This is a genomic window from Pseudomonas sp. RIT-PI-r, assembly GCF_001297015.1.
Lineage (GTDB): Bacteria > Pseudomonadota > Gammaproteobacteria > Pseudomonadales > Pseudomonadaceae > Aquipseudomonas.
On record NZ_LIGE01000018.1, the window covers coordinates 286,940 to 311,535 of the forward strand.

Sequence of the window (24,596 nt, forward strand, 5' to 3'; positions counted from 1 at the left end):
TTGGTGGTGGCTTTTTCTTATGTATTTCGGAAATCGTGTTGCCGGTTCAAAGATCGCCGCCTGCGGCAGCTCCTACACACAGCCCCCTGTAGGAGCTGCCGCAGGCTGCGATCTTTTGATCTTCAACTCAGCCCGGTTGTTTACCGGGTTGCTGCAAACGGAATTTCTCTTTGCGTTCGATCTGCACGACTTGCGCGTTGTGCACAGTGATCTCCACCGCGCCGAAACGCAGATCGCGCAGGGCGCTCTGGATTTCACGCAAGATGGTGCTTTCGTCCTGACCGTCAACGCTGCGAAGGGATGCGCTCATGGTGCTGCTCCTTTGAATGGGATTTGCCTGGCAGTGGGCGGCACTGCGTTCGGCGTGGGAGCAATATAAGAGAGGCGCGGATATTCTTAAAAAGACTATTTAAGAATGTTTATATAACTAGAAAACATTATGTGGCGGGGCAAGGGTTTGCAGCCTGTTGAAGCAAAAGATCGCAGCCTTCGGCAGCTCCTACACAATTACCGTAGGAGCTGCCGAAGGCTGCGATCTTTTGATTTTTAACCAATCAATGGCGCGCGATCCCAATCAATCTCCAACGCCGGAACCGGCCGCCCAAACCAATACCCCTGCCCCAACTCACATGCCTGCTCCAGCAAAAACACCGCCTGTTCCGCCTGCTCGATCCCTTCCGCATGCACCTGCATGCCCATGCTCCGCGCCAGCGCGATGATCACCCGGACAATCGCTGCGTCATCCTCGTCCCACGGCAGCCCGGCGACGAAACCCTGATCGATCTTCAGCTTCTGCACCGGCAAGCGCTTGAGCCGCAGCAGCGACGAATAGCCGGTGCCAAAATCATCGATGGCCAGACGAATGCCCAGCTCGCGTAGACGATGCATCTGTTCCAGCGCCACTTCAGGGTCATCCATCACCGCACTTTCGGTGACTTCCAGCTCCAGACAAGCCGGGTTCAACCCGGTTTCATGCAGCACTTGAGCGACCTGCTGATACAGCTCACGTCGGGCGAACAAGCGCGACGACACATTCACCGCAACAAACGACAACACGATTCCGGCCTGTTGCCACTGGCACATCTGCCGACATGCCTGCTGCATCACCCAGGCATCGATCTCGGCGATCAGCCCGGTGCGCTCGGCAATCGGGATGAATTCCGCCGGCGACACCAGGCCGCGCTGCGGATGCTGCCAGCGCACCAGTGCCTCCACCCCGATCAGGCGACTGCTTTTCAAGTCATGCACCGGTTGGTAATAGACCCGCAGTTCCTGCTGCTCCAGCGCGCGGCGCAGTTCAAAAGCTGTTTCAACCCGTTGCTGGGCGTGGACGGTGAGTTCTTCGGTGTACAAGGCGTAACCGTTACGACCGCTGCTCTTGGCCTTGAACAGCGCCGCATCGGCATTGCGCAACAATTGCTCGGCGCTCAGTGCGTCGCTGGGAAACAGGCTGATGCCGATGCTGGCGTTAATGAATAATGGGTGAGCATCGAAGCAGAACGGTTCCTTGAGCGCATCGAGAATGCGTTGCGCCAGCGCCGCTGCCTGGCCCGGTTGTGGACAACTTTCCGCCAGCACCGCGAACTCGTCGCCACCGAGGCGCGCCAGGGTAATGCCGGGGCCGAACAACGCCTGCAAACGAATCGCCACAGCCTTGAGCAAGCGATCACCGACGTTATGGCCGAGACTGTCATTGATCATTTTGAAGTGATCGAGATCGAGCATCAGCAAGGCACAGCCACGCTTGTGGATCTGCGCAGACGCCAGCGCCTGCTCGGCGCGGTCGCTGAACAACAGGCGATTGGGCAGGTCGGTCAGCGGATCGTGATGGGCGAGATGCTTGAGCTCGTGCTCGGAGTCCTTGATCGCGCTGATGTCGGAGAACACTGCGACGTAATGACTGAGTCGGCCTTGATCATCGTGAATGATGCGGATGGTTTGCCATTGTGGATAAATTTCACCGCTTTTGCGCCGGTTCCAGATTTCCCCGCTCCACTCGCCCTGCGCCTCCAGAGTGGCAAACATCGCCTGATAGAACCCCGGCGGATGATGACCCGACTTGAACAGGCTCGGCTGCTGCCCGAGCACTTCTTCGCGTTGATAACCGGTGATCTCCATAAAGGCGCGATTGACGTGGACGATCAGCCCCTGATGGTTGGTGACCAATACCCCCTCGCGAGTGCAATCGAACACCGCAGCAGCCTGGCGCAGGCGCTCGCGATCGGCATGCCGTTCACGCAGGTGCGCTCCGATTCCGAGAAATTCGCAGAGGCGTGCCCGAGCGAGAAAGATCAGACCGGCGCTGACCGCCGCAAACAGGTAACCGTTGATCAGTTGCCATCGCGCCAGATCGACGGAGCTATCGAAGAAATTGTTTAATAAATGATCAGCACCTTGCAGCCAGACGACGGCAAGCACGAGATAGAGCAGCGCTGCACGCAAGGCATCGCGATATGTGGCAGACATTCGGCTGTCCATGTCCCTACAAAAAGGTTGGAATTATAGGTCAAGAAACATCCAGCGACTCTTATCTGAAAGGGCGACTGGTTTTATCTGTGTGCTTAGTGATAATGCAACGGCTGTTTTTATCTTTATCGAGGGCCCTATAGCCTATGTGGTACGAAGGTTTTCTTGGCTTGTCGGCCTGGTCTCTGGTCGCAGTCACCCTGCTGATGACCCACGTGACGATTGTCGCCGTCACGGTCTATCTGCACCGCTACTCAGCCCATCGCTCGCTTGAGCTGAATGCCGGCCTGAAGCACTTTTTCCGTTTCTGGCTGTGGCTGACCACGGCGCAGAACACCCGCGAGTGGACCGCCATCCACCGTAAACACCACGCCAAATGCGAAACCGAAGATGACCCGCACAGCCCGGTCATCAAGGGTTTGTCGACGGTGCTGCGTACCGGCGCCGAACTCTACCGCGCCGAAGCGCAGAACCCGGAAACCTTGCGCATCTACGGCAAGAACTGCCCCGAAGACTGGATCGAACGCAACGTCTACAGCCGCTACCCGCTGCTGGGTGTAGCGATCATGGGCGTCATTGACCTGCTGCTGTTCGGCACCATCGGCATCACCATCTGGGCGATCCAGATGATGTGGATCCCGGTGTGGGCCGCCGGCGTCATCAACGGTCTCGGTCATGCCGTCGGCTACCGCAACTTCGAATGCCGCGATGCGGCAACCAATCTGGTGCCATGGGGCATCCTGATCGGCGGCGAAGAACTGCACAACAACCATCACACCTACCCTAACTCGGCCAAGCTGTCGGTGAAGAAGTGGGAGTTCGACCTCGGTTGGGCGTGGATCAAAGTCTTCAGTTTCCTGCGCCTGGCCAAGGTTCAGCGTGTCGCGCCGATCGCCCACCGTGTCGAAGGCAAGGGCAGTCTGGACATGGACACCGCCATGGCGATCCTCAACAACCGCTTTCAGATCATGGCCCAGTACCGCAAGTTGGTGATCGGTCCACTGGTCAAGCAAGAACTGGCCAAGGTCGATCATTCGGTGCGCCACCAGTTTCACCGCGCCAAACGTCTGCTGTCGCGGGAAACCAGCCTGCTGGAAGACCGTCACCACTTGCGGATCCAGAACATGCTCGAGCACAGCCAGGCCCTGAAGGTAATTTACGAAAAACGCCTGGCCCTGCAGCAGATCTGGGTCAAGACCAGCTCGAATGGCCACGACATGCTTGCCGCCATCAAGGAATGGATTCACGAAGCGGAAGCCAGCGGCATCCAGTCCCTGCGTGAATTCGCCGACCAGTTGAAAACCTACTCGCTGCGTCCAGCAGCGGTCTGAAGCCATTGATCGGTGCGCCCGCAACCCGGGCGCACCCTTTGGAACTTCCCTTCCAATCCCCTATCTCAATGACACTTCGCCACCTCCGGCGGGTTGTACCGTGGCCGTTGTCGACTTTCGGCACGCCTTATGAGATTGGTGCCGATGGTCAATAACAACCAAAAAGACTCATCCTTGCCGCAGTGGCCAGAAGCCGCGCAAACCCTTATGGCCTTGATGCACGCTCAAGGCGAAGTCGCCCGCCTGAGCGAGCGCGAGCAGCTGTTCAGCTCGCTGCTGGTCAGCGTCAACGCCGTGCTCTGGGCCTTCAACTGGGAAACCCGGCAGGTGCTGTACGTCAGCCCCGCCTATGAACGGATTTTCGGTCACTCCGCAGCGCTGCTGCTGGCCGACTACAACCAGTGGCGCGATAGCATCTATCCCGACGACCTTGAGTACGCCGAACGCAGCCTCGCCGAAGTGCTGCACAAGGGCGCGGTAGAAGATCGCGAGTACCGGATCATCGCCGCCGATGGTCAGGTGCGCTGGCTCAGCGACAAGTGCTTCATCAATCGTCAGGACGAACCCGGACAACCGGTGATCATCGTCGGCATCGCCGAGGACATCACCGACAAGAAGCAGATGGAAACCGAGCTGCATCGTTTGGCGACCACCGACGTGCTGACCCAAAGCAGCAATCGCCGGCACTTCTTCGAGTGTGCCCACCGCGAGTTCGACGAGGCCCGCCTGCAAGGCTCGCCCTTGGCATTTCTGCTGCTGGATATCGATGATTTCAAAGTGATCAACGACACCTACGGCCACCCTGAAGGCGACAACGTGCTGCAACGGATTGCCGAGTGCGGTCGTGGATCGTTGCGCCGCGGCGACCTGTTCGGACGCATTGGCGGGGAAGAATTTGCCGCGGTGTTTCCAGGTTGTGCGCCGGACATGGCCATGCAGGTGGCTGAACGGTTGCGGCAGGAGATTCAGCGGTTGAGTTTCAACCACGACGGCCAAAGCTTCGCTATCACCGTGAGCCAAGGCCTGACCAGCCTCACCGAAGATGACGAGAACCTCGACAGCCTGTTCGCCCGTGCGGATGCGGCGATGTATGAGGCCAAACGGCAGGGCAAGAACCGCATTATCTCTGCCTGAAACCGTCCTCCCGCCTCAACACAGAGCCACTGTGGGAGCGAGCCTGCTCGCGAAAGCGTCGTATCAGACAATGATGTGCTGAATGACACTCCTTCTTCGCGAGCAGGCTCGCTCCCACATTTGGAATGTGAGTGAATCCGGGTCATTTGCGCATCCGCATCAACTCCGGCAAGCCGATCTTGAGCAACCGCGCCGTACGGCTCTTCGCCAGTTCTTCAATGCCTTCATGTTCGGTCAGGCGCGCCATTTGCGCCGCCATGTTCATCACCAGCGCCTCACGGGAATAGCCCCCGCCCCCGAGCTGGTAGCCCGATGCAATCAGCTCACGCACCTCCACCGGCAACCGCCAGCGGGTGCGTAGCGCCGCGCCGTAAGCCGCGCCAAATCCCGCCAGCGCCTCGCCGACTTCCTCCAGCTCATCCAGCTCACCGCCGGCCTGCTGCCACTCCTGTAAACACCGCAGCAACGCCAGATCACCCAACCGATGGAGCATGCCCGCGCAGTAGCAGCGCTCCTGATCCAGATCGAGCAAGCGCGCCAATGTGCGCGCGTATTCAGCAGTGTGCAGCGACAGCCCCCAATAGCGCTCGGCATAGTCGGCCAGACACGGATCACTGAGCCTGGCACTGCGTTTGAGCGCCAACCCCAGGATCAGATTCATGCTCTGCCCGGTGCCCAGACGCTGCAGGGCTTGAGCCAGTGTCTGCACCGGCGCGCCATGGTGCTGCGCCGCGCTGTTGGCCGCAGCGATCAACACGGCAGTGATCTGCGGATCGGTTTTGATCTCATCTTCCAGCAGCTTCAAATCGAGGCCACCGGGATTGAGGCTGCGTTTGACGGCTACCTGCACATCGGTCATCAACGGCGCGCCGTCAGCCTGTTCGCGGCGACGCTCAAGAAACACCGACAAGGTCATGCCCGGCGCCAGCGCCGGCACTTCACAGAATACTTCTTCCCCGGCATTGAGCAGCAAACCCTGCAAACGCTCGGTCAGGTTTTCCATGTTCAGCGGTTTGGTCAGATACGCCGTCGGTGCCAGCGGAATCGCTTCGCGCACACTGGCGCTGTCGTTGCGGCTGCTCATCAGAATGAACGGCAGCGGCGGATTGCGTTTGCGCTGACGCACACTGCGCAGCACATTCAAACCATCGACGCCGGGCAGTTCCCAATCGACGATGGCGAGGTCATACGGAATTTCGCTGAGCATCGACATGGCTTGCTGGCCATCGGCACACAGATCCAATCGCGCATCGCAACGCACGTTCAGCAACACTTGTTTGAGCAGATCGCGAGACCACGGATCAGCCTCGGCAATCAGCACTCGCGGTACGGCGGGGAAATCAACGGCAGTCATGCGCGCTCTCCCTTGCAATGCCTGAACCTTAGCCAATGCTGGCCATTCGATACAGTGCTAATGCGTCGATGTGTTTCAAGGGGCGTAAAAAAACCCGCCGAAGCGGGTTTTTTGTCGATCAGGTCACACTGGGTGATCAGAGCTCGGAAAAGCACTCTTCGATGATCGCCAGACCTTTGTCCAGTTGCTCGTCCGGCGAGGTCAGCGGTACCAGTACGCGCAGAACGTTGCCGTAGGTGCCGCAGGACAGCAGGATCAGACCCTTGTCGCGCGCCTTGGCCACAACGGACGCTACTGCCGCAGCGTTTGGCTTGTGGCTGTCGCCGTTTTCGAACAGTTCGACCGCGATCATTGCGCCCAGGGCACGGACTTCGCCGATCACCGGGTACTTGGCCTGGATAGCCTTGAGGCCAGTGACCAGACGCTCGCCGACTGCCTTGCAGCGATCCAGCAGGTTTTCTTCTTCGAACACTTCCATCACCGCCAGGGCAGCGGCGCAAGCGATCGGGCTACCGGCGTAAGTACCGCCCAGGCCACCTGGAGCGATGGCGTCCATGTATTCAGCCTTGCCGCACACGCCAGCCAGCGGGAAGCCGCCAGCGATGGATTTGGCGAAGGTGGTCAGGTCGGCAGCAACGCCCATCTGTTCCATGGCGAAGAACGTGCCGGTACGGCCAGCGCCGGTCTGTACTTCGTCAGCGATCAGCAGGATGCCGTGCTGGTCGCACAGAGCACGCAGACGCTTCATGAACTCTTTCGGCGCAACGTAGAAACCACCTTCACCCTGAACAGGTTCGATGATGATCGCGGCGATGTCTTTCGGCTCGGCGTCGTTCTTGAAGATGCGTTCGATGGAAGCGATCGAATCGTCGATGCTCACGCCGTGCAGTTCGTTCGGATACAGCGCGCGGAAGATGCCGCCTGGCATCAGGCCCATGCCGGCCGAGTAAGGCACGACTTTACCGGTCAGGCCCAAAGTCATCATGGTGCGACCGTGGTAGGCGCCGGTGAACGCGATCACGCCGGCACGGCCAGTGGCGGCACGGGCGATTTTCACGGCGTTTTCGACGGCTTCGGAACCGGTGGTGACCAGCAGGGTTTTCTTGGCGAAATCACCCGGGATCTTGGCGTTGATTTTCTCGCACACTTCTACGTACGGCTCGTAAGCCAGAACCTGGAAGCAAGTGTGGGTCAGCTTGTTCAGCTGTTCGGTCACGGCAGCGATGATTTTCGGGTGCACGTGGCCGGTGTTCAGTACAGCGATACCGCCGGCGAAGTCGATGAACTCACGACCTTCAACGTCAGTTACGGTAGCGTTCTTTGCCGACTCAGCGAAGATCGGGTGAATCTGGCCAACACCACGTGGAACAGCTGCGGTACGACGGGCCATCAGTTCAGCGTTAGTCTTGCTCATTACAGTCCTCATTCGCCGCTCATCGGGCGGCGTGGTTCAAGGATTAAGCGGGAGAAATCGACGGTGGCAGCATGCGATGATCGACTGCCACGGCGTTCCTGGCCGCAGAGAAAATTCCGGTTTGAAACGACGCAAAGGGACAGCGCTCTCGTGCCCTTTGCGTTTGCAGCAATCCTTGTCCGGGCTTAGATGCCCAGGCAGAGGTATTTGATTTCCAGGTAATCTTCGATGCCGTACTTGGAGCCTTCACGGCCCAGGCCCGAGGCCTTGATGCCGCCGAACGGCGCGACTTCGTTGGAGATCAGCCCGGTGTTGACGCCGACCATGCCGTATTCCAGCGCTTCCGCGACACGGAACACACGACCCAGGTCGCGAGCATAGAAGTACGAAGCCAGACCGAACTCGGTGTCGTTGGACATCGCGATCACTTCGGCTTCGTCTTTGAAACGGAACAGCGGCGCCAGTGGACCGAAGGTTTCTTCCTTGGCCACCGCAGCGTTTTTCGGCACGTTGGTCAGGATGGTCGGCTCGAAGAAGTTGCCTTCCATCGCCTTGCCACCGGCCAGCACGGTGGCGCCTTTGGATACGGCGTCAGCAATGTGCTCTTGCACCTTGGCCACGGCTTTTTCGTCAATCAGCGGGCCAGTGGTGGTGCCGTCTTCCAGACCGTTGCCGATCTTCAGTTTGGCCACAGCCACTTTGAGCTTCTCGGCGAACGCGTCGTAGACCGAATCCTGAATGTACAGACGGTTGGCGCAGACACAGGTCTGGCCGTTGTTGCGGTACTTGGAAATGATCGCGCCCTCGACGGCCTTATCCAGGTCCGCGTCGTCGAACACGATGAACGGTGCGTTGCCGCCCAGTTCCAGTGAGACTTTCTTGATGTCCTTGGCGCATTCCGACATCAGTTGACGACCGATTTCGGTCGAACCGGTGAACGACAGTTTGCGCACGATCGGGTTGCTGGTCAGCTCGCTGCCAATGTCGCCGGCGCTGCCGGACACGACGCTGAACACGCCCGCAGGAATGCCCGCGCGCTGAGCCAGTTCGGCCAGGGCGAAAGCGGAGAATGGAGTTTGCGAAGCAGGCTTGAGCACCATGGTGCAACCGGCGGCCAGGGCCGGGCCGGCCTTGCGGGTGATCATCGCCGCCGGGAAGTTCCATGGGGTGATTGCAGCGGTCACGCCGATTGGCTGCTTGATCACGATCAGGCGCTTGTCTGGCTGATGACCCGGAATCACATCACCGTAGATGCGCTTGGCTTCTTCGGCGAACCACTCGATGAACGAAGCGGCGTAAACGATTTCGCCCTTGGCTTCGGCCAGCGGCTTGCCCTGCTCGAGGGTCATCAGGCGCGCAAGGTCGTCCTGGTTCTCGATCATCAGTTCGAACCAGCGACGCAGCTTGCCGGCACGCTCTTTGGCGGTCAGGGCACGCCACGCCGGCAGCGCTTTGTCAGCGGCCTCGATGGCACGACGGGTTTCGGCAGCGCCCATCTTCGGCACGGTACCGAGAATTTCGCCGGTGGCCGGGTTGTTGACCTTGATCGTCTGACCGCTGTCCGCATCGACCCAAGCGCCATCAATGAAGGCTTGCTGGCGGAACAACAGGGTGTCTTTAAGCTGCATGTCGGCTTTCCTTAACAGCACCGCGGCCTGCGCGGAGCAAATTATGATTGTAGAAAGGCGCCTCGCAAGGCTGCCGTCAGGGAAATCAGTGACCGGGTGTGGCGCATCAACCGTGGACGATTCGAACCACCGGCGCTTCAACACCCCGTCAACGAGCGTTTGAAATCTCAAACGGATCGTAGGATCAAAGGGGTTAAAGGACAATAGGTCGTTCGAAAAAAAGAACAAAAACGGCGTGTTTGTGGAATTTTTCAGATCAACGAGCCAAAAGCCCCCGCCGCAGGAAAACCTTAGATCAACCACGCCAAAGCGCCAAGCGAGGGTTTTGCAGGACGTTACAGCTTTATGGAATGCAGCGATTTGCGCCGACACGCGCACTGACAATCCGCGCCAAAACCCAGCATGGACGCCCCGAGCCGACCTAGGTATGATGTCGCCCGCTGCACCAGTAGCTCAGCTGGATAGAGTACTGCCCTCCGAAGGCAGGGGTCGTGGGTTCGAATCCCGCCTGGTGCGCCATTGATTTAAACGAGAAAGCCCCGGACTGTGATGGTCCGGGGCTTTTTTGTGGGCGGTGCAAAAGGACTGGAGCGACGTCACTCCGTCGTCCAGTCAAACTCATCGTAATCATCGTCGTCCTCTTCCTCCCCAACCTCCTCCTCAAAAACCTCGTCTTCATCAACGACATCTTCTTCCGGCTGGTTCAGCAGAAACTCTTTACGCGCTTCAGTAATCGCTCGCCGCATCTCTTCGCCCTTTTCCGGGCAGTTGAGCAGTTGGGCAATGCGGTCAATTTTCGATGCCACGTTGTCCTCCAGCGTATTGGCAATGCCCCGATAGTGCGCGTTTTTGCGGGGTAATGCCAAATGGCTGGAGGATCAGGCGGTCATTTTTTCTGCAACTGTTCGAGTCGGGCGTCGAGATCGGCGTTCGGGTAGCGTTTGTGCAGGTTGTTGAACAGGCTGTCGGCGGCCTGCAGTTGGCCGGATTCGCGCAGGCGCAGGACTTCGCGCAGTTGCGCGTCGAGGCCATTGACCGGGGTGGCGGTGCGTTTGCTGAGTTTGGCTTGGTCAGCGCTGATGGCTTCGCTTTGCATCGGTGCGGCCATTTCTGCCATCGGTGCCGGCGCGGGCATGGCACCTGCGGGCGCCGACAATGCTTGCGGCGCCTGCTTGCGCGCCAGCGGTGCGGCGGGTTTCGCTGCCGGGGCGAAGTCGAATTGCCCTTGCGGTTCGGGAGCACGCTGCACCAGTGACAACATCAGGGCGACGCCAATGAGACTGGCGAATGCGACTTGCCAGCGTGGTTTTCGGCACGCATCGAGCCAGCGTTGCAACAGGCTTGGCTTGGGCGCCGGGACCTCGCGGCGGGCAGCGTTGAGGATAAACGCATCGAGGTGCGCTGGTGGTTCAGCGTTGTGTTGTTCACGCACATGTTTGATCAGCAGATCTTCGGGTGTCTGGCGGGCGTCAGTCATGTCAGTACCTCCTCGGCCAGCAGCCGACGCAGTTTTTGCTGGGCGTAGCGCAAGCGGCTTTTGACGGTTTCCAGCGGTGCTTCGGTGAGGCTGGCGATTTGCGCCAGATCGAGATCGCCGTGGGCACGCAGCAGGAACACTTCGCGCTGGTCGGCGGGCAAGGTTTGCAGGGCGTTTTCCAGGCGCTGGCTGTCACGGCTGAGGCTCAGCAGCTGTTCGGGATCATTCGTCTCATCGCTGACGGCGTGGCTTTGTTCGTCATAGCTGTCGTGCAACGGTTGGTGAACCCCGTGTTTGCGCCAGTGATCGATCAGGCGATTGCGGGCGATCTGGAATAGCCATGTACGAAAAGTCGCCCGGCCTTGTGGCTGACTGGCGCTGCGGATCAGGCTCAGCCAAGTCTCCTGAAATACTTCGTCGGCCAGTTCCGGCTTGCCGCTCAATCCGAGTAGAAACCGGTACAAACCTTGGCGATGGCGGGCGTACAAGATCTCGAACGCGGCGCCGTCGCCCTCGCGATAACGCGCCAGCAACGATTCATCGCTGCTGGCGGCTGAGCTGTCTGCGGAGGCAAACAGCTGACTGATAAACCCCTTCAGACGATTCACTTATTCAATCCGTCGTTCAGTGGCCTGCGCATTCGATGCGGTAGAAGTGCGCAGACTCTGCGCCAGTTGCACCAGTTGCACGAACTCGTTGCGCAGGCCAAAGCGGTCATCGCCGCGCGCGCCACGGGCCAGTGTTTCCGTATCTTTCAGACTGAAATCGCCGGTGTAGCGGCCGTCCTTGAGTTGCTGGGAAAATGCGGCGACCGCAGCAGCAAAACGCAGGTCTTCGCTGGCAGATGCGACCTGATTGGTTATCGGCCGCTCGATCAGCAGACTTTTCCCACCGTCAGGACGTTGATAACGCACACGCAGCATCGCCAATTCCCCGCTTTTCCCGGAAACAACCGGCTCCGACTTGCCGTAACGCAGCGGCTCCAGCCAGCCCCTCTCGCCCGCCGGAACAATTTCGTACAGCGCGGTCACCGTGTGTCCTGCGCCGATTTCGCCGGCATCGACTTTGTCATTGCTGAAATCCTCACGCTTCAAAGCACGATTCTCGTAGCCGAGCAGGCGATATTCGCTGACCTGCGCCGGGTTGAATTCCACCTGCAGTTTGACGTTTTTCGCCACCACAGCGAGGGTCGAACCCAGTTGATCGACCAGTACTTTGCGCGCCTCGCGCAGGTTATCGATATAGGCATAGTTGCCGTCGCCCGCATCGGCCAGTTGCTCCATCAAGTGTTCATTGTAGTTATCCACACCAAATCCCAATGTGGTCAGCGAGATGCCACTTTTGCGTTTATCCACAGCCATTTGCTTGAGGCTGTCGAAGTCGCTGATGCCGACATTGAAATCGCCATCGGTGGCCAAGAGGATGCGGTTGATGCCTTTGGGGATAAAGGCCTGCTGCGCCATTTGGTAGGCCAGTTCGATACCTGAAGCGCCAGCGGTCGAACCACCCGCAGTCAATTGCTCGATGGCTGTACGAATTTTCGCCTTCTCACGTCCGGAAGTCGGCTCCAGCACCACTCTCGATTCGCCGGCATACACGACCAGCGACACACGATCCTGATCGCGCAATTGATCGACCAACAATTTCAGCGTGCTTTTGACCATCGGCAGGCCTTCGCGGCGATCCATCGAGCCGGACACATCGACCAGAAACACCAGATTGGCCGGGGCCAGTTCCGCTACCGTGCGGTCGGAAGCCTTGATGCCGATGCGCAGCAAGCGGGTGTGCGGATTCCACGGTGAGGCGGCCAGTTCGGTGGTCACACCGAAGGGCGAGCCATCGCTGGGTAACGCGTAGTCGTAGGGGAAATAATTGACCAATTCCTCCAGCCGCACCGCGCCTTCCGGCGGCAGTCGTCCCTGATTGAGCAAGCGGCGCACATTGGCGTAGGCGCCGGTATCGACGTCAGCGCTGAAAGTTGAAACCGGGGTTTCGGCGACGCTGTGGATCGGGTTGTCGGCCAGCGCCTGATATTGCTCGCGCTGCTCATCACGATAGCCCTGTGGATAACTGTCCGCAGACGGCGTCACTGTAAAACTGGCTAGCGGGGCGGGGTGTGCCATGCGCTTGGCCATCGCGCCAGCGACCGGCATCGCTTCCTGTTGAACCAGCACTTCGGGCTGCGCCGGCGCTGGCACAGCAGCGGACTCGGGTTTGGAAGACACACCGCAACCGGCGAGCGCCAGCAGCACAGCAACCGCAGCAGGGCGTAAGAGAGGAAGAGACATGGGGGCTGACCTCGGGATGAAATTGATCACTCATCCACTGAGACGGGCAGCCCTTTCAGTTCGGGTTAAACGCCGCTAAAAATTTTTTCAGCGGTGATAACGCCGCACCGCACTGCTGTTACGCAGCACATGACCTTTGATTTTTTCCATCAGCTCGGCGCGAGTCAGACCGGCCGGCAAGGCATCCGGCGCCAGATCCAGTGCGTAGATCTGGATGATGTAGTGGTGCGCACTGTCGCCCACTGGCGGACACGGCCCCATGTAATGGGTGTTGCCCTTGCTGTTGGTGCCGCCGACACCTTCGAACGCGGATTTGGCGCCGACGCCTGCCGCAATCTGGTGCGTGGTGGATTTGATGCCGTAGTGAATCCAGTGATCGACGCCCAAACCTTTCTGGCCGTCCGGGTCATGCATGACGATTGCGTAACTCTGGGTCCCGGCGGGACCTGCGTTCCAGCTCAGTGCTGGCGACTGGTTCTTGCCGCCGCAACCGGCCGCGTCGCTGGCCGCCGCCGAAGTGAACAGGCGGTTATCGGAAACACCCGGGATGCTCAGGGTGAAACGCTCCTGGGCCTGCGCCGGAAACTGCACGCAAAGGGTGACAGCGAGTGCTGCCAGCCAGGGGTTGAGAGAGGTCAATCGGGTCATTCCGGGAGCACCTTGTGCAGTGGGGCCATCGTAGGCCTGCAAACTATAGCTGTACCGTTCGTGCCATGGCAGTGGCAAATGGCTGAACCTCGCAGCGATACACAAACTCACAAGAGAAATGCCCGCGAGGAAGCCGCACATGTCCCTGCACCGCGTCGCCCGTTACGCCGATGTCCCCCACGACCGTGGCCTGGCCGTTGAAATCGGCGACTGCAAGATTGTGCTGCTGCGCGCAGGCGAGCAGTTGCGGGCCTTTCAGGGCGAATGCCCGCATGCCGGTGCGCCTTTGGCTGACGGTGCGTTGTGTCACGGACGCCTGATCTGCCCGTGGCACAAGGCTGAATTTCGCGCGGAGGATGGCGCGTTGTGCGAGCCGCCCGCGCTCGACAGCCTCAAGCGTTATCCGCTGGAACTGCGTGGCGAGGAAGTCTGGGTCGATGACCTGCCGCTGGAAGATCCGCATACGCCGCCGGCAGACGATGCGCGCACGTTCGTGATTGTCGGCGCGGGCGCAGCAGGCACCGCGTGTGCCGCTGCGTTGCGGGAAAAGGGTTTTGGTGGCCGCATCGTGATGATCGACCGCGAGGCCGATGCCGGTTATGACCGCACGGTGCTGAGCAAATTTGTCCTCGCCGGGGAAATGCCACCGGAAGATACACCGCCGCTGCGTGATGAAAGTTTCTATAAAGAACAGCGCATCGAACGCCTGCAAAACCAAATCACGTCCATTGATGCCCAGACCAAAGCCCTCCATCTCAGCGACGGCCAAACGTTGAGTTACCACGCTGCAGTACTCGCCACTGGTGGCGAACCCAATCCCTTGGAATTACCCGGTGCCGAACTGCCGCAGGTGTTTTTACTGCGCTCAAAAGCCCAGGCCGAGCAGATCATGAAAACAGCCAGCCCCGATCAACACGCGGTCATCATCGGCGACAGCTTTATCGCCCTCGAATGCGCCTCCGCGCTGCGCCAGCATGGTCTCGACGTCACGGTACTCGCGCGCCACGCCATTCCCTTCGCCGCGCAATTCGGCGAAGCGGTGGGTAAAGCGATCCGCGCGCTGCACGAGGAAAACGGCGTGAAGTTCATCACCGAGCACGAGGCGACAGAGATCATCGGCGACGGCAAGGTTGAGGCGGTACTGCTGGACAACGGCCTGCGGCTTTCTGCGGATCTGGTGCTGGCAGGGATCGGCGTTCATCCAGCGACAGAAGCGTTCGCGTCACTGCCCAAGGAAAAGGATCAATCGTTGCGCGTCGATGGCGGCATGCGTGTCATCGAAGGGCTGTGGGCGATCGGCGACATCGCCACGTTCCCGCTGAACGGCCAGCCGCAACGCATCGAACACTGGCGCCTGGCTCAGCAACACGCGCGAATCGCTGCCGCCAACATGCTCGGTGGCGACGAGCATTACCTCGATGTGCCGTTCTTCTGGACCTGGCATTTTGGCAAGAACTACGACTACCTCGGGCATGCCGAACATTGGGATGAAGTGGAGTTTCTTGGCGAACCCGAAAATCCGCCCTTTATCGGTCTGTTCGGTAGAAACGGTGTGGTAGTTGCCGCCGTGGCTTGCGAGAAAGAAAGAGCGATGGCGTTACTCACCGAGCGCATGAAGCAACCGCTGCCGATGGAAGATGCCTGGGAACTGATCCGCGATTAGCGGCCGATTGATCGTTCCCACGCTCCTGCGTGGGAATGCAGCCCGTGACGCTCCGCGTCACTGGACGCGGAGCGTCCCAAGAGGCATTCCCACGCAGAGCGTGGGAACGATCAAAGCCGGGTCAGGGGCTCGCGATTGCCATCATCCTCGGCATGCAGAAAGATCACTCGCGGATGCTCCAACGGTGCCAGTGGCGGCGGCAATTCCTCCTGCTGTACCGGCCAGAAATGCGTCACCACATGGCTGATATCGCCTTCCTGATCGTTGTGAATGGTCATCACCCCGGGCGTGCGCAGCTTTTGAAAGCGGTCATCGCAGAGTTTGAAACTCCTGCTCAGGCCTTCATCGTCGATCACCGGCGACGGCAGCCGGCGTTGGGCAAAACTGCGACTCTTGCGCTGCTGATAACGCGCCCAACCGATCAGAATCACCGCGTTGACCAAGGCAATCCACAGATAAATCTGCAGGGTACCCAGTGCGTCGAACGCCGATTTATCGATCAGCGGCCCGCCCGCGTGAGTTTCGATCAGCGGCCATAAGCCGCGGATCAGCAGAAACAGCAGGCCAACCCAGGCCACCACGGTGAGGATCACATCGATCACTACCAGAAAGGGCCGCTGGCGAGTCCGGATGATTTTCATTTGATGACCTCCTCTTCGTCGTCGCCGATCGGTTTGATGCCCCGATCAGGACTGACCCAACGCGCACGTTTCTGATGTTGGCCGAACAGCACTTTGGGGAAGCTGACCAACGTGGTCAGCAGGCTGATAAGCCAGAACACCAACGGATACCAGACCACCCAGAACATCGTGCGACCCAATCCCGGCTCATAGCGCCGGTCGATGACGATGCTGACGGCGAACTGCACCAGGCAGACAAATGCCAGCAGCAACCCGGTAAATGCCGGCGGCATCAGGTGATCCACCGCGATGGCCTCCGGCATGACCACAAATTTGCCCACGCCCCAGAAAATCACCGACAACAGGAAGGTAAACGCCCAACCGGTCGACAGGCAGTATTCGAACAGCAACGGCCACAGGTAACGATGGCGGTACTGCCAGATGCCACGAATATTCTTGAACAGCACTTCCGCGCCACCCTGAGCCCAGCGCAAACGCTGCTTCCACAGGCCGCCGAGGGTTTCCGGCATCAGAATCCAGCACAGCGCGCGCGGCTCGTAGAAGATGCTCCAGTGATCGAGTTGCAGCTTCCAGCTGATGTCGATGTCTTCGGTGATCATGTCCGGGCTCCAGTAACCGACGCGGTTCAGCGCGGTACGGCGGAACGCGACGATCACTCCGGAGACGGTAAAGATCCGTCCGAACACCCGTTGCGTGCGCTTGATCAAACCGATGATCGACGAGAACTCACCGACCTGCACCCGCCCGACCAGCGTTGAACGCGTACGAATCCGCGGGTTGCCGGTCACGGCGCCAAGCCGTGCGTTATCCAGCATCGGCGCAACCAGATACGCCGCGGTATTGGGCGCCAGCAGTGCGTCACCGTCGATGCACACCAGATACTCACTGCGCGCCGCGATGGCGCCCATGCGCAGAGCAACAGCCTTGCCCTGGTTTTCCGCCAGGTGCAGCACGCGCAGGCGCGGATCTTCCTTGGCCAGCGCATCGAGCACTTGTGCGGTGTTGTCCTTGGAGCCGTCGTTGATCGCGATGACTTCGATGTTCGGGTAATGCTGGGCCAGCGCCGCGTGGATGGTGTCGGCGGCGTTGTCACCTTCGTTGTAGCAAGGGATCAGGATCGAGATCAGCGGCTCACCTTCCAGCGGTGGCGGCAGCGTGTCGTCTTTCCATGGCCAATGGCGCTCCCAGTGCAGCCAGAAATACAGGCCGCCAGAAATCCACAACCCGGACATGAACAACGGGTAGAAGAACACGAAGTCCATCAGGAACTGCCCGGTGACCAGGAAGATCAGGCCCAGCGGCACGCCGAGGACGAGCGCCAGAACAAGCAGGGCTAACAGTCTATCCAGCATGTTATGGATTCCATTTGTTGGAGAGCGCAGGCCTTACGGTTTTCAGGTCCGGCAGGTTGTCGAGGAAGTTGTCCGGGTAGTAACCGAAACTGGTCGCGCCCTGACGTTTGAGGCGACCCATCCAGTCCGCCATCACTGCCGCGTCAATGTCGGCCTGATCCTTTTTGGTCCAGTCCCGCGCCTGCAATTCGAACACCGTGCGATCCAGTGCCCCGGGACGTTGTTTGACGATTTCGACGAGTGCTTCCAGCCACGGGCCGGACTGCGCCTGCGTCTGTTTTTCCATCAATGGCATGGCCATTGGCGCCGTCCAGTCGTAGGTCGCGAGGAAGTCGTCGAGGTTCTGCGCGAACCACGCTTCGCTCTGCGGGTTGATCATCGGCTCGGCGAAAATATTGCGCGCGGTCTGCACCTGCGGGCCACGAATGGCGCGGACTTTGGCAGTCAGCTCGTTAGTGAAATCGATGAGGTATTTGCTCTTGAAGCGCGTCCAGCGTTGCATCGCGGCAGGATCGTCGCGCAGGGCGGCAATCGAACCCGGCAAACCGTGGGCAGCGTAGGCTTTCAAGGCCTCAGGACCAGCATCTTCGAAATCCGACAGCACCGCGTCGTCGTGGTAAAGAATGCCGTCGACCGAGGTCAGTCGCGCGACGTCTTCGTAGATTTCGCCGATGATCCGCCGTACTTCCGGATCAAACGGCGACAGGCGCTTGTACTGGTCAGGATCGACAGAAGTGGTGCCGGTTTTCGGGTCCCAGCGAGTGACGCGTGGCAGTTTCGAATCAAGGCCGAAACTCAGTACAGGCATCCAGGCAAAAACTTTCACGTGGGCACGAGTGCGCAGCTGCCAGGCGACACGGTCGAAGAGGTCGGCACGTGCCGGCAAATGGCGGTTGGGGAAGTACAGCGAGTGCACCAGACCGTCGCCTTTCGGATCGGCGAAAGCTTGCAGGAACACCGTGTTGGCGCCCATGTCAGCCATGCGCTGCACCAGTTTGCCGAGATTGATGTCCTGTTGCGCCGGATCCGGGTCGTAGACGTTGTCCAGATCGACATGCACCACGCGCATGGCAAAATCCGACTGCACGCCGACGACGCTGTTGGCGAAATGCTCGCCGTCAGGATCGGAGGCGACAAGGAAGCGCGGGCTGCTCATCAGGTTATCGAGGGCATCGAGACCGTCGTCCAGGGTCAGGGCCATTTCATAGCCCTGCTCGCCCACCACGGTCAGCGAAGTACCGTCGGCGGTGCCGTACGGCCAGACCCAGACTCGCGGCTTCTTGCCGGTAACCTTACGGATTTTTTCCGAGATGTTGTTCACGTCGGTGCGGATCCGCGCCTGGAATTCGGCCTCGGATTCATAGCGCTTGGTCAGCGGATCGTAGCGCCGGGTTGCGGCAGCAGGCTGCAGGTTGCCTTGCGGGTTGGCCAGAATACCTTTGTGGTTGGCGTCGGTGTGGGCAGCGATTTCCACCAGACCGGATTGCGAGATCTCGCGCACCTGATCCCAGGTCAGGAAGTCTGAACGTGCGCGCGGGGCACCGGCGAAATCCACTGGCTGATTGAGCGGCGTGTCGATCCAGCTGCCGACCGGCGCCAATAGCGCGTGCCAGTTATAGGCGCGCAGCACCGGCAGTACGCGGGTGTAGAAGCTCGAATAACCGTCGTCGAAACTGAGCAGAATCGCTTTCGCCGGTAACTCCGGACCACCCTTGCGCGCGGCCATGATCTGGTCAACCGTCACCGGTTTGTAGCCATTTTCACGCAGCCACGCGAGCTGCTCGATCATGCGTTCGGTGCGTACCGCCACCACCGCCTGATCGGGATCGCGGTCTTCAACGTCGTGATAGGCAATACCGAGCACGTGGTTTTTCGGCCAGGGTTTTTCACTGGCCGCCAGCGGGCGTTCGGACGGCGGCGCAAAGGCCGGGGCTTGCTGGGCGCAGGCGCTGATCAGCAGCACTCCCAGCAGAAGGATGAAACGCGAAATCAAAGGCATCTTCAAACTCTTCTAGAAGCGGAAAGTGAGGTCGACGAGCAGACGCAGATCGGTCTCCCGATCACCGTCGTAGGGCCGGTTGATCACACTGAACAAGCCGCCCACCTCGAACACATCGTTCCAGGCATAGCGTTGCCCATAACCGAGCAGGGCCATGCCGCCGGTGCCGTGATCACGCTGGCTGTACGTCCCCGCGCCGGCCTGGAATTGCTGACTCCAGGAAGTTTCGTAGCGGTGGTAGAGCACGTGATTGACGTTGACCAGCGGCATCACGCTGAAGTCGGATTTGGGGTTGAAGTACGGCACGTCATCGGACTTGGAGTTGTGACTGCTGCCGACTTCCAGCCCTGCATCGACCTGCACGTTCGGCGCGCTGTAAACGCCCTCGCGACCGGTGAGCAAGGCTTCGACGCGATTGTTGCCGTCGCTGAAATGCGACGGGCTGACCGACAGACGCCACTCGCGGCTTTCGTTGGCGCGCCAGCGGATGAACCCGCTGCCGCCATTGGCCTTGATATCGCTGTTGAGCGCGCGCAGCGGCGTCTCGGCCGACAGATATTCGAGGCTGCCGCCGTACTGCCAGTGGTCGTTGATGTCGCGGGCGATTGCCAGACGCGCGCCCTGCTTGTCGCCAAAACCGTAATCGTGATTGGACACTTCTGCTTCGAGGGTCATGTCACGAGTGCGCCGTTCCAGGCCAACCCGCTGGAAGCGGTGGTGACCGGTGCCTTCGGTGAAGTCGCCGGTGGCATAACCGGCCCCGGCAAACACCCGCCAGTCTTCAGCGATCGGCGGGCTGTACAGCGTGGTCTGAATGCCGAAATCGCGGCTGCCGCTGACGGCGCCTGCATCGCTGTCGCCGCCACCGTTGGCTTTGCCGCCATAGGCTTCGACGCGCAGTTCGGACATGTCGTGGACTTCACGCTCGCGCGCCAGACGCTGCACTTGGCGGTTATCCGGATAACGCGCGACGACGTCGTCGGTCAGCGCATCCATTTGCCGCCATTCCTGCAATTCCATCGCAGTGTGCGCCTGGCCAATTTCCAGGCCCATGTCGCGCGGCACCATGCTCTCGGTTTCCTTGAGCTGCATTTCTGCGCGGCGCGGCCAGTTGCGGGCCAGGTACAAATCGGCCTGAGCCAGACGCAGACCGGTATTGCCCGGTGCCTGATCGACCAGTGTCTGCAAACGTTCTTCGCCATGGGGCAGATCAGAACCATAGGTGCCGGCCTGCGCCGCCAGTTGCTGGGCGTCCATCCATTCATCGTTGGGGTTGCCGATCGGCAAGCCCTTGAGTTCGATGCGCGGGCGCTGCGACTTGGCGGCGTCTTCGGCCACTTTACGTGCCTCATCGGCGCGGTCACTTTCCAGCAACGCGTAATACAGCGCGGTGGTGTCTTCGAGGCGGTCGCCGACATCGGCGTCCGGCGCGGACAGTACCTGGCGATACAAGTCAGTCGCGATTTCCGGCTCACGCTGATCCAGATAAGACGCTGCCACCCAACGCTGGGCGTAGGTCGGAATCTTCACGCCTTCGGCTTGCAACTTCTGGTACTCAGTGATGACGTCGGCGGTGCGCGCCCGTGCCTTGAGCGCGCCCATGCGGTCGATACGCCAACGGGTCACGTCGTCCTTGGCGCTGGTGTCCGGCGTCCAGGTGGCGAGCAGTTTGTCGTAGTCGGCCAACGCGCGGTCGGCGATCACGTAGCGCTCTTTCTCACTGCGAGTGGCGAGTTCGGCAAGGCGTACGCGCTCGGCAGCAAGATCGCCTTCGAGGCGGCGTAGGGTCACCGGATCGATCAGACCCGGACGTTGATTGGCCAGACGCAGCGCCGGCTCTGGCAGACGCGCCTTTTGCAACGCGACCACGTATTCACGGGCGACTTCCGGCTTGCTGCCGGCGCGCTTGAAGGCTTGATCGTATTCGAACAACGCGTCGTATTGCTTGCCCGCGCGGGACAGCGCATAGCCCAGCGCCAGACGGCGGGAAGGATCATCAGGTTTGGCTACGACCAGCGCTTTGGCGCGGGTCACCGCTTCATCGGGTTTACCGGCATCAGCCTGGGTCAGGGCTAGCCCGAGTTGCAGGTCGGCGTTATCCGGCTCCAGCGCCAAAGCCTTGTTGTAGACCTGAGTCGCCTGATCCCAACGCTTGAGGTTGCGATACGCGCGGGCGGTGGCGGTCAGTGCCTGCACCGGCAGGACACGGTCACGGCCCTGGGTTTCATAGACCTGCACCACTTCGCCATCTAGTCCCGCCCAACTGGCGATTTGCAGGTGATCGCTGATCTGCCCGGTGGTCGATTGGCCGGGTGGTACCTGACGCAACACCGTCAGCGCCGGCGTGGTTTGCCCGGCACGGGCATCACGGACCATCTGATCGTAGGGTGTGTCGGCAAACGCCAGCGCCGGCCAGAGCAATTGGCTGCACAGCGCGACTCGAAACAAAGGGCGTAAACCACGATGCAATACAGGAACATCTATACGCGGCATTCGTCAGCATCCTTACATGGCCAGCCGGGTCGCAATGCCCTCCTTGCCCTTTCGTAACGGTGGCCGCCCATGCACATGCAACGGCCAAGCTTAGTCAGGCAGTCTTGCACGCAAGCGTAGACCAGAATCCAGAACACAATAATTGTTCAGAATCGTCCCGACGGTTACGCCGGGACAGCCAAAACCCGAACGCCAGACAGCAAAACGCCCGGCGTCTGTAGCATCCAGAGGCCGGGCGTTGCTATTAAGAACGCAGAATTACTGCACTTGCGTGACGCCTGCGAACTTGCTCATCAGGAAGCCGACGAACTGCTCGACGGTCATCTTCTGGCCGTTGAATTCGACCTGATTGGCGGCGTAATGCAGCTTGGTCACGACGTTGGTGCCATCGACGACGGCCAACTGCGAACCGACCGCCATGCCGGCGAACATGTCGGCCGCTTCCTTGGATTGGTCGACGATGGCTTTGGCGTCAGTCTGACCGTCGAGTTGCGCCTGCACGCTGAGCAGATCGACCAGCATCGGCTTGGACACCTGGATATTCAGGTCAAGCAGCGCAATCAGTTGTTTACCCAGTTGATCCGGCGGCAGATCCATCGATTGCGGTTTGGTCAGGTCAATCACCAGATTGGCCTTGCTCTCGCCGTTGGCGGTGTTGAACGAGAGGTTTTCCAGCGCAAACTGTGGGCCGGCAGCCAGCAGTTTCTGCAGGTCAGCTTTGACCTGGGCGTTTTCAGCCTCGGTCAGGTTCAGCTCCGGCGCTGGCAGGCCTTGGGCTGCTGCCTCGGCGGCGGCTTTTTCGTAAGGCTGCAGTTTGGTCTGGTAAATCTGCATCAGCGACATCGTCGACGGGATGTCGAGGTTTTTCAGGCTCATGGCCATGTTGGCCGAACCGATTTTCTTGTCGTTGAGGCTGACTTCGCCAATCTTGTAATCGGCGCGACCGGAGGCATTGCTGCCGTTTTCTTCGGTGAGGTTCTTCATTTCAAACTTCTTCACACCCAGCACCGACTGCTTGGGCCCGAAGGTGGTTTTGCTGTCGGTCAGCTCCAGAGTGTTCTCGCCGGTGTAGTAGCCGTAGCTGCTTTTGGCGAGGTTGCTGGCCAGGGTCAGACCGTTGAGTTCGACCTGCACCGGCGCCTGATCTTCAGCCACCGTGACCAGTTTCAGGTTGTCCATGTAGCCGTCAGCCTTGACCTTCTGCGCCTGCGCGTTGGCCGAGATATTCATGGTCAGGCCGGAGAATTTCAGGCTCGACTGCTCATCCAGTGCGGTTTCGAAAGGCAGCAGGTCGAGGGTGCTGGTAGTGGATTCGTCGTAGCCGATGCTGGTCACGCCTTTGAGTGGAGCGGCGCCCTTAGTGGCGGCGAACCACTTCTCGGTGGCCGGGTTCTTTTCCAGCTCGTAGTTGCTGGTGGCCATGACCGGCAGCCATTTCAGCGAAACCAGGCGCGAGAACGGTAGCGGGCCGTGCTCGATGTGGTCGACGAACAGCAGTTCGACCGGCTTGTCGCCAAACATCTCGCCTTCACCCTTGAGGCGGTAGTGCGCGGTGCTGGTGAAGGTATGGCGGTCGAGCGACACCAGTTCCAGCGACGCGCTGCCGTTGGAACCGGCCATGGCGGTTTGCAGCTCTTTGTTGGCATTGCTGACGGCGTTGTTCAACACGCCTTCGATCTTGGTCCCGGTGTACCAGGCCCCGCCTGCGCTGATCGCGCCGATGGCAACAACAATTCCGAGGAGCACGCCTGCTGATTTATTCATGAATGACCTGATCGATTTCCGTGGCTGTGAGTGTGGTCGTCTTCCCTGAACCCGTGACCGGGTCGCGGCTCGACTGCGCTGAAATTAGCGATGGAGATTAGCACCGGGCGCGCAAGGTGGCCCAATGTTTAAAGGTGAAAGAGTGTCTATGGGAATTGTGGACAGTCGACAGGCGGGAAGAGTTTCGGTGTTTTTTAGGGCGCTATCGCGAGCAGGCTCACTCCTACAGGGGAACGCATTCCAAATGTAGGAGTGAGCCTGCTCGCGATGAGGCCGGTCGATTCAGCAGAGAATCAGGAATACTGAACCTCGATTTCATCCAGCTGATGATCAAAGCTTTTGAGCCGCGCGGTCCAGGTGTAGACCAGCACTTCAAAATCCCGATCGATCACCGCCCCGCCCGGCCCGTCAGCGCGCGGATCGCAGAAATCCAGTTGATAACGCTCACGAGCCATGGCCGTGGCGACATCGGATAATTCGCGGGCGTTGTTCAACCAATGCCAGCCCTCGTTATCGATCTGCTTGTCGAGTTCCAGGCACTGTTTTTTCAGCGCTTCGAGGCTTTTTTCCAGCGGCGTGCCGGTGAGTTCGCCCATGACTTCGGCGAAGGTGCGCCCCGGTTGCCAGTAACTGCCCCAGAAATACCGGTCGAAGACCGTTTCGACCCGGCGCAGGGCGACTTTGGTGTCCCAGATCAACACCAGGGTCTTGCCCTGTTCGAGCTGGCGTTTCTTGACCCGCTGCACCTGAACCGATGCCCACGCCACGACGACGATGGCCATGACCGCGATCAGCGCGACAGCGCTGTCGAGAAAGACCATGGCCTTGTCGATCTGATGGGCCAGCATGATGCCGTAGAAATAGGTGGCCGAGAGCAGCATCAGTGCTACCAGGGCGCACCAGAAGCCGAGAGCGTAAGGGTTTTTCATTATTGGTTTCCCCTA

At 59.9% G+C, this 24,596-nt stretch carries 19 protein-coding genes and 1 tRNA gene; 4 read left to right on the forward strand and 16 right to left on the reverse strand.

Annotated elements, in window-relative coordinates:
* Positions 1-127: 127 nt before the first annotated feature.
* Positions 128-310 carry a sulfur starvation response protein OscA gene (gene oscA, locus AK821_RS07150; RefSeq protein WP_007917682.1) on the reverse strand — a complete coding sequence of 61 codons (183 nt, stop codon included), beginning with the start codon at positions 308-310 and terminating at the stop codon, positions 128-130.
* 236 nt (positions 311-546) lie between these two features.
* On the reverse strand, positions 547-2,466 hold the full coding sequence (dibA, locus tag AK821_RS07155) for a phosphodiesterase DibA (RefSeq protein WP_064389039.1): 1,920 nt from the start codon (positions 2,464-2,466) through the stop codon (positions 547-549).
* Between the two features lie 146 nt (positions 2,467-2,612).
* On the opposite strand from dibA, the gene desA reads away from it, so the two are divergent.
* Positions 2,613-3,797: a delta-9 fatty acid desaturase DesA gene (desA, locus tag AK821_RS07160; RefSeq protein WP_064389040.1), complete on the forward strand. Its 1,185-nt coding sequence runs from the start codon at positions 2,613-2,615 to the stop codon at positions 3,795-3,797.
* Positions 3,798-3,941: 144 nt separating this feature from the next.
* Positions 3,942-4,931 (forward strand): GGDEF domain-containing protein, encoded by a 990-nt coding sequence (locus tag AK821_RS07165; RefSeq protein WP_064389041.1) that lies wholly within the window; start codon positions 3,942-3,944, stop codon positions 4,929-4,931.
* A 142-nt stretch (positions 4,932-5,073) separates the two neighbouring features.
* On the opposite strand, the gene AK821_RS07170 is transcribed toward AK821_RS07165, so the two are convergent.
* The 3 genes from AK821_RS07170 to gabD all read right to left on the reverse strand — a co-directional run bounded on the left by AK821_RS07170 (position 5,074) and on the right by gabD (position 9,327).
* Positions 5,074-6,285 (reverse strand): HDOD domain-containing protein, encoded by a 1,212-nt coding sequence (locus AK821_RS07170; protein WP_064389042.1) that lies wholly within the window; start codon positions 6,283-6,285, stop codon positions 5,074-5,076.
* 136 nt (positions 6,286-6,421) lie between these two features.
* Complete coding sequence (gene gabT / locus AK821_RS07175; protein ID WP_008080000.1) at positions 6,422-7,699, reverse strand: 4-aminobutyrate--2-oxoglutarate transaminase; 1,278 nt, start codon at positions 7,697-7,699, stop codon at positions 6,422-6,424.
* 185 nt (positions 7,700-7,884) lie between these two features.
* On the reverse strand, positions 7,885-9,327 hold the full coding sequence (gene gabD / locus AK821_RS07180) for an NADP-dependent succinate-semialdehyde dehydrogenase (RefSeq protein WP_064389043.1): 1,443 nt from the start codon (positions 9,325-9,327) through the stop codon (positions 7,885-7,887).
* 442 nt (positions 9,328-9,769) lie between these two features.
* On the opposite strand from gabD, the gene AK821_RS07185 reads away from it, so the two are divergent.
* Positions 9,770-9,846 (forward strand) — tRNA-Arg (locus AK821_RS07185).
* A 77-nt stretch (positions 9,847-9,923) separates the two neighbouring features.
* Here the strand turns inward: AK821_RS07185 and AK821_RS07190 are convergent.
* From AK821_RS07190 to AK821_RS07210, 5 genes are all read right to left on the reverse strand, one after another.
* Positions 9,924-10,193, reverse strand: coding sequence for a hypothetical protein (locus AK821_RS07190; RefSeq protein WP_224790812.1), 270 nt, complete (start codon positions 10,191-10,193; stop codon positions 9,924-9,926).
* 20 nt (positions 10,194-10,213) lie between these two features.
* The gene (locus tag AK821_RS07195) at positions 10,214-10,804 is read right to left on the reverse strand and encodes a hypothetical protein (protein WP_064389045.1); all 591 of its coding nucleotides are present in this window, start codon (positions 10,802-10,804) and stop codon (positions 10,214-10,216) included.
* Positions 10,801-11,382, reverse strand: a complete 582-nt coding sequence (locus AK821_RS07200; RefSeq protein ID WP_236708298.1) for an RNA polymerase sigma factor — start codon at positions 11,380-11,382, stop codon at positions 10,801-10,803. The genes AK821_RS07195 and AK821_RS07200 overlap by 4 nt, the downstream gene beginning before the upstream one ends.
* A 30-nt stretch (positions 11,383-11,412) precedes the next feature.
* Positions 11,413-13,092, reverse strand: coding sequence for a vWA domain-containing protein (locus AK821_RS07205; RefSeq protein ID WP_064389047.1), 1,680 nt, complete (start codon positions 13,090-13,092; stop codon positions 11,413-11,415).
* Positions 13,093-13,179: 87 nt separating this feature from the next.
* On the reverse strand, positions 13,180-13,740 hold the full coding sequence (locus tag AK821_RS07210; RefSeq protein WP_064389048.1) for a YbhB/YbcL family Raf kinase inhibitor-like protein: 561 nt from the start codon (positions 13,738-13,740) through the stop codon (positions 13,180-13,182).
* A 139-nt stretch (positions 13,741-13,879) separates the two neighbouring features.
* Here AK821_RS07210 and AK821_RS07215 point away from each other — a divergent pair, with 139 nt between their 5' ends.
* Positions 13,880-15,403, forward strand: a complete 1,524-nt coding sequence (locus tag AK821_RS07215) for an apoptosis inducing factor family protein (RefSeq protein ID WP_064389049.1) — start codon at positions 13,880-13,882, stop codon at positions 15,401-15,403.
* A 110-nt stretch (positions 15,404-15,513) separates the two neighbouring features.
* Here the strand turns inward: AK821_RS07215 and pgaD are convergent, their stop codons facing one another.
* The 6 genes from pgaD to AK821_RS07245 form a co-directional block, all read right to left on the reverse strand.
* Positions 15,514-16,044, reverse strand: coding sequence for a poly-beta-1,6-N-acetyl-D-glucosamine biosynthesis protein PgaD (pgaD, locus tag AK821_RS07220; RefSeq protein WP_064389050.1), 531 nt, complete (start codon positions 16,042-16,044; stop codon positions 15,514-15,516).
* Positions 16,041-17,396 (reverse strand): poly-beta-1,6-N-acetyl-D-glucosamine synthase, encoded by a 1,356-nt coding sequence (gene pgaC, locus AK821_RS07225; RefSeq protein ID WP_064389051.1) that lies wholly within the window; start codon positions 17,394-17,396, stop codon positions 16,041-16,043. The genes pgaD and pgaC overlap by 4 nt, the downstream gene beginning before the upstream one ends.
* 1 nt (position 17,397) lies before the next feature.
* Entirely contained in the window at positions 17,398-19,395 is a 1,998-nt protein-coding gene (pgaB, locus tag AK821_RS07230; protein WP_064389052.1) for a poly-beta-1,6-N-acetyl-D-glucosamine N-deacetylase PgaB, read from the reverse strand.
* Between the two features lie 12 nt (positions 19,396-19,407).
* Positions 19,408-21,888 (reverse strand): poly-beta-1,6 N-acetyl-D-glucosamine export porin PgaA, encoded by a 2,481-nt coding sequence (pgaA, locus tag AK821_RS07235; RefSeq protein ID WP_064389053.1) that lies wholly within the window; start codon positions 21,886-21,888, stop codon positions 19,408-19,410.
* A gap of 258 nt (positions 21,889-22,146) precedes the next feature.
* A complete protein-coding gene (locus AK821_RS07240) occupies positions 22,147-23,652 on the reverse strand; it encodes a YdgA family protein (protein ID WP_064389054.1) in 1,506 nt (501 codons plus the stop codon).
* A gap of 293 nt (positions 23,653-23,945) precedes the next feature.
* Positions 23,946-24,581, reverse strand: coding sequence for a hypothetical protein (locus tag AK821_RS07245; RefSeq protein WP_064389055.1), 636 nt, complete (start codon positions 24,579-24,581; stop codon positions 23,946-23,948).
* Positions 24,582-24,596: the final 15 nt, after the last annotated feature.